Annotated in this window: 4 protein-coding genes and 1 pseudogene; all 5 read left to right on the forward strand. The window is 68.8% G+C overall.

The genetic code is table 11. From position 1 onward, the window contains the following. Positions 1-124 precede the first annotated feature (124 nt). Positions 125-1142: pseudogene (locus BLW43_RS22325) on the forward strand (IS5 family transposase). Between the two features lie 105 nt (positions 1143-1247). Then, positions 1248-2063 carry an inositol monophosphatase family protein gene (locus BLW43_RS22330; RefSeq protein ID WP_217632289.1) on the forward strand — a complete coding sequence of 272 codons (816 nt, stop codon included), beginning with the start codon at positions 1248-1250 and terminating at the stop codon, positions 2061-2063. A 70-nt stretch (positions 2064-2133) separates the two neighbouring features. Beyond that, complete coding sequence (locus BLW43_RS22335) at positions 2134-2949, forward strand: transporter substrate-binding domain-containing protein (RefSeq protein WP_093257078.1); 816 nt, start codon at positions 2134-2136, stop codon at positions 2947-2949. Positions 2950-2966: 17 nt separating this feature from the next. Beyond that, complete coding sequence (locus BLW43_RS22340; RefSeq protein WP_093257081.1) at positions 2967-3653, forward strand: ABC transporter permease; 687 nt, start codon at positions 2967-2969, stop codon at positions 3651-3653. Positions 3654-3672: 19 nt separating this feature from the next. Further along, the gene (locus BLW43_RS22345; RefSeq protein WP_175479068.1) at positions 3673-4356 is read left to right on the forward strand and encodes an ABC transporter permease; all 684 of its coding nucleotides are present in this window, start codon (positions 3673-3675) and stop codon (positions 4354-4356) included. Positions 4357-4775 lie beyond the last annotated feature (419 nt).

Below are 4775 nucleotides of genomic sequence, written 5' to 3' on the forward strand. Positions count from 1 at the left end.
TCACCGCCCTCGGCATACCCGTCACCGAAGCCATAGGATGAGTCCGTCCGGGGAAAGGGGAAGTCCGTCCCCACGTCGATTTGCACAACAGAGTCGCGCCAATCCGGCATGATGGCCGGGGTACATGAGCAAGCCGACACCCCCGCGCTCCTAGACCACGAACTGGCCGAGCTACAACGAGGCGCAAGCGCCGGGGCTCGCTGACGGCCTGGTTCGACCCCGCCATGAAGTGGGAGGGCCCGGCGACAGGCAAGCGCGGGCGCCGTCAGAGCTACGGTGACCCGGCCATCCAGAGCTGTCTGACGATGAAGGTCCTGCTCGGCATGGCGCTGCGGCAAACCACCGGGTTCGTGGAGGGCCTGTTGCGGCTGATCGGTCTGGACTGGAGAGTCCCCGATTTCAGCACGCTCCGCCGCCGCCAGAAGACCCCGGCCGTGATCATTCCGTACCGCGGCTCGAACGGTCCGCTGCACCTGCTGATCGACAGCACCGGGATCAAGGTCGAAGGCGAGGGCGAGTGTAACGCGCGAAAGCATGGCGGCGCCAAGCGCCGGGTCTGGCGCAAGGTCCATCCCGGGATTGATGAGCAAACCCTTGAGGTCCGCGCCATCGAGGTCACGAGCAGCGACATTGGCGACGCGCCGATGCTGCCGGAACTACTCGGCCAGATCGCCCCGCACCACGAGGTGGCGAGCGTCACCGCCGACAGGGCCCACGAGACCCGCAAGAGCCATGAGGCCATCGCCGACCGCGGCGCCGCGGCGGTCATCCCGCCACGAAGGAACGCCAAGCACTGGAAGGAGATCACCGAGGGCGCCACGGCGCGCAACGAGGCCCTCCGGGCGTGACGCAGCCTCGGCCGCGCGATCTGGCGACGATGGAGCGGCTACCATCGGCGCAGCCGCGCCGAGACGAAGATGCATTGCGTCAAGCTGCTCGGTCAGCGCCTCATGGCGGGGGACTTCGACCGGCAGGTTGCGGAGATCCAAGTCGGGGTTGCCGTCCTCAACCGCTTCACAGCCCTCGGCATCCGCGCCACTCGCGCCACGGGATGCGTCTGTCCGGGAAGAACGAAACTCCGGCCAAACGGTGATTTGCGAAACAATGCCGCACGACGACGCCGTCTGTGGCGGATTGGATGACCAACTCCGTCATGATCGGCAGCTGCGCCGCCCAGCCGCTTTTCGCAGTATGGGAACTCTGCGGATCGCCATAGAGAAGCTTGAACCGATCATGAGGAGAGCGGCGTGCGCGCCAAGGACGAGACCCCCGACAACCGCCTGATCGAACTTGCCCGGCGCCTCGCCCATGCGGCGCGCGAGGTGCATCGCGCGCACGAAGCGCCGGTCGGCTTCGAGATCAAGGACGACGGCAGCCCGGTCACGGCGCTCGATCGCGCCGTGGAGCGCCGCCTGCGCCGCGAGATCGCCGCCGCCTTCCCCGACCACGGTGTGCTCGGCGAGGAGGAGGGGCCGGAGCGGACCGAAGCGCCCCATGTATGGGTGATCGATCCGATCGACGGCACCCGGCAGTTCGCGGCCGGCCTGCCGAACTGGGGCACGCTGATCGCGCTGTGCCGCGAAGGCCGCCCCGTCATCGGCGTGATCGACCAGCCCTGGTGCGAACGACTGTGGCTTGGCGTCGCCGGAACGGGGCCGGCGTCGGGGACCACGGTCAACGGGCGGGCGGTGCGCTGCGCCCCGGTCGCAGCGCTCGCGGACTGCGTCGCCAGCCTCTCCGACCCTGACGCCTACGACGCCGCCACCTCGCCCGGCCTCGCCGCCATCCGCGCGCGCACGCGCTGGAACGTCTATGACGGCGGCTGCCTCGGCTACGGCGCGCTGGCGGAAGGACGGATCGGGCTGTGCCTCAACGGCCCCAACCTCGAACCCTTCGACATCGCCGCGCTCGTGCCCGTGGTCGAGGGCGCGGGCGGAGTGATCAGCGGCTGGCGGGGCGAGGCGCTGACCATCGCCTCGAGCGGCGCCATTCTCGCCAGCGCGACCCCCGCGCTGCACGCGGCCGCCCTGGAGACGCTCGCCGGCGCCGTCACGCAACCGTAGCGGCGTCGTCGCGGAACCGAGACGGTGGCGCACTAGCCTCAAGCCTCTCATCTTCGTGAAAGGTCACGCCATGCGCCTGTTCGCCTCCCTCGTCGGCGCCGCCCTGCTGGCGGCGACCGCCGCCGCGCCCGCCGCCCGCGCCGCCGAGACCCTCCAGGTCGGCACGGAATGCACCTACTTCCCCTTCAACTACCGCACCGATGCGGGCGAGCTTTCCGGCTACGACGTCGATGTGGCGCGCGAGATCGGCGCGCGCATCGGCGCCGAGATCGAGTTCGTGTGCCAGGAGTGGAAGGGCATGATCCCGGCGCTGCTGGCCGGCAAGTTCGACCTGATCGTGGCCTCCATGTCGATCACCGCCGAGCGGCTCGAGAAGATCGACTTCTCGGCCCCCTACCGCGTCTCCATCGGGCAGTTCGTTGCGGCCAAGGACAAGGGGCTGGTTCTGTTCGACGCCGACGGCGCGCTGATGCCGGCGGCGCTGGAGGGCGTGAAGATCGGGCTGGAGCGCGCCTCCACCTACGAGAGCTGGCTCAAGGCCAAGGCCCCCGGCGCGAACGTCGCCTATTACGACAGCAACGAGGCGATGTATCTCGACCTCAAGGCCGGCCGCGTCGATGCGATCATGACCAATCCGATGAAGGCGTTTCTGAGCTTCATCTCCAAGCCCGACGGCGCGGGCTTCGAGGTGGTCGGCCCGCAGCTGGCCGACGAGGCCTATTTCGGCACCGGCGTCGGGGTGGGCTTGCGCAAGGGTCAGGACGATCTCAAGGCGCGCATCGACGCCGCGCTCAAGGGCATGACCGAGGACGGCAAGCTTGCCGAGTTCGGCCTGCGCCACTTCCCCTTCACGATTCACCCGCAGGCTTGGCAGGGCGCTTCCTGACGTCACGGTAGCGCAGGATGGGCGCGCTCGCAGGCTGGCTTGACGAGTTCGCCTGGGGCGCGTTCCTGATCCTGCGCGTGTTTCTGGTCGCCGCCGCGCTCACGCTGATCTTCGGCGTGCTCGGCGCGGCGGCGCGGCTTGCGGGCGGCGTCTGGGCGCGGCTTGCGGGCCTCTACGTCACCTTCTTCCGCGGCACGCCGGAACTGCTGGTGCTGCTGCTGTTCTATTTCGGCGCCGCGGTCACGCTGACGGCGATCGCGCGGGCGATCGACCCCGGCGCCGGCTTCGTGGACATTCCGCCCTTCTGGGCCGGATCGCTCGCGATCGCGCTGATCGCCGGCGCCTACGCGACCGAGAGCTTTCGCGGCGCGTTTCTCGGCGTGGCCCCGGGGCAGATAGAGGCGGCGCGGGCGCTTGGTCTGGCGCCATGGCAGATCCTCGCCTTCGTGCGGCTGCCGCAGGCCTGGCGCATCGCCCTGCCCTCCTTCGGCAACCACCTGATCGGGCTGATGAAGGACACTGCGCTGGTGTCGGTGATCGGGCTGAACGAGATCATGTTCACCGCCAGGATGGCGACATCGGTGACCGGCCAACCCTTCACCATGTTCGCCGCCGTCGCCGTGATCTACCTCGGTTTCACGACCGCGCTGAGTGCGGCGCTGGCCGCTGCGGAGCGCCGCGCGGCGCGCCACCTCGCCCGATGAGATCCCGGATTTACGCACCGTGAGCTTCGATCTCGCCATCGTCGCCGAGAGCCTGCCGCGGCTGCTCGAGGGGTTGACGCTGACGCTGGCGCTGATCGCCATGAGCCTCGCCGGCGGCGCGCTGCTTGCCGGCCCGGCGGCGTGGCTGCTGATGCGCCCGTCGCCATGGTTGCGCGGGCCGGCGCGCGTGTACGTCTGGGCGTTCCGCGGCACGCCGGCGTTGGTGCAACTGTTCGTGATCTACTACGGGCTGGCGCAGTTCGAGTGGCTGCGCGCCACGGCAGCCTGGGGCGTGCTGCGTGAACCGTTCTGGTGCTGCGTGCTGGCGTTCTCGCTCAATTCCGGCGCCTACACCGCGGAGATCCTGCGCGGCGCGATCGCCGGTGTGCCGGCCGAGCAGGCCGAGGCGGCGCGCGCGCTGGGGCTGTCGCCCGCGCGCATCTTCCGCCTGGTGCTATGGCCGCAGGCGCTGCGGTTGGCGCTGCCCCCGTATGGCAACGAGGTGGTCGGCATGATCAAGACCTCCGCGCTGGCCAGTACGGTGACGCTGGCCGAAGTGACTGGCGTGGCCGAGACCATCGCGGCCGAGACCTTCGCGCCCTATGAGGTGTTTCTCTCTGCAGCGATCATCTACCTGGCGCTTTCCTCGGCGGCTGAACGCGCCATCGCCGCCATAGAGTGCCGTCGAGCCTGGCCTTGCTGAGCGGCAAGGCGACAACCCGCGCGGTTCCCGCTGGAAAACTCTGTATACGGACTTCTTGGAGGCGATGCTGACCTACGAGGATTTGAAAGATGTGAGTTTGATCCTCCCTCTCTCGATATGCTTCGGTCGCGGCTATTTGCGACGGCATCCGGGCCGCGCTGCTCGCCCATGTGGTGTTTCCGTCCAAGCGCGACGCCGACGCGGCGGCGCTCTGGATCATGGGAACTTACCTGATGGACGCATGGGGCCTGTGGCCCAAGCTGCTGGTGCAAAGCCCCGAGAAGCGGTGCGGAAAGACGACGCTGCTTGAGGTGGTCGAAGCGCGGCTCTGTTGCGCAAAAGCGGCTGACGGAGGGATTCACGTCGCGAATCCAGCGTGATAGCTGAGGTGCATGAGCAAGCTGACACCCCCGAGGCAC

The organism is Rubrimonas cliftonensis, from assembly GCF_900107585.1.
GTDB classification, from domain to species: domain Bacteria; phylum Pseudomonadota; class Alphaproteobacteria; order Rhodobacterales; family Rhodobacteraceae; genus Rubrimonas; species Rubrimonas cliftonensis.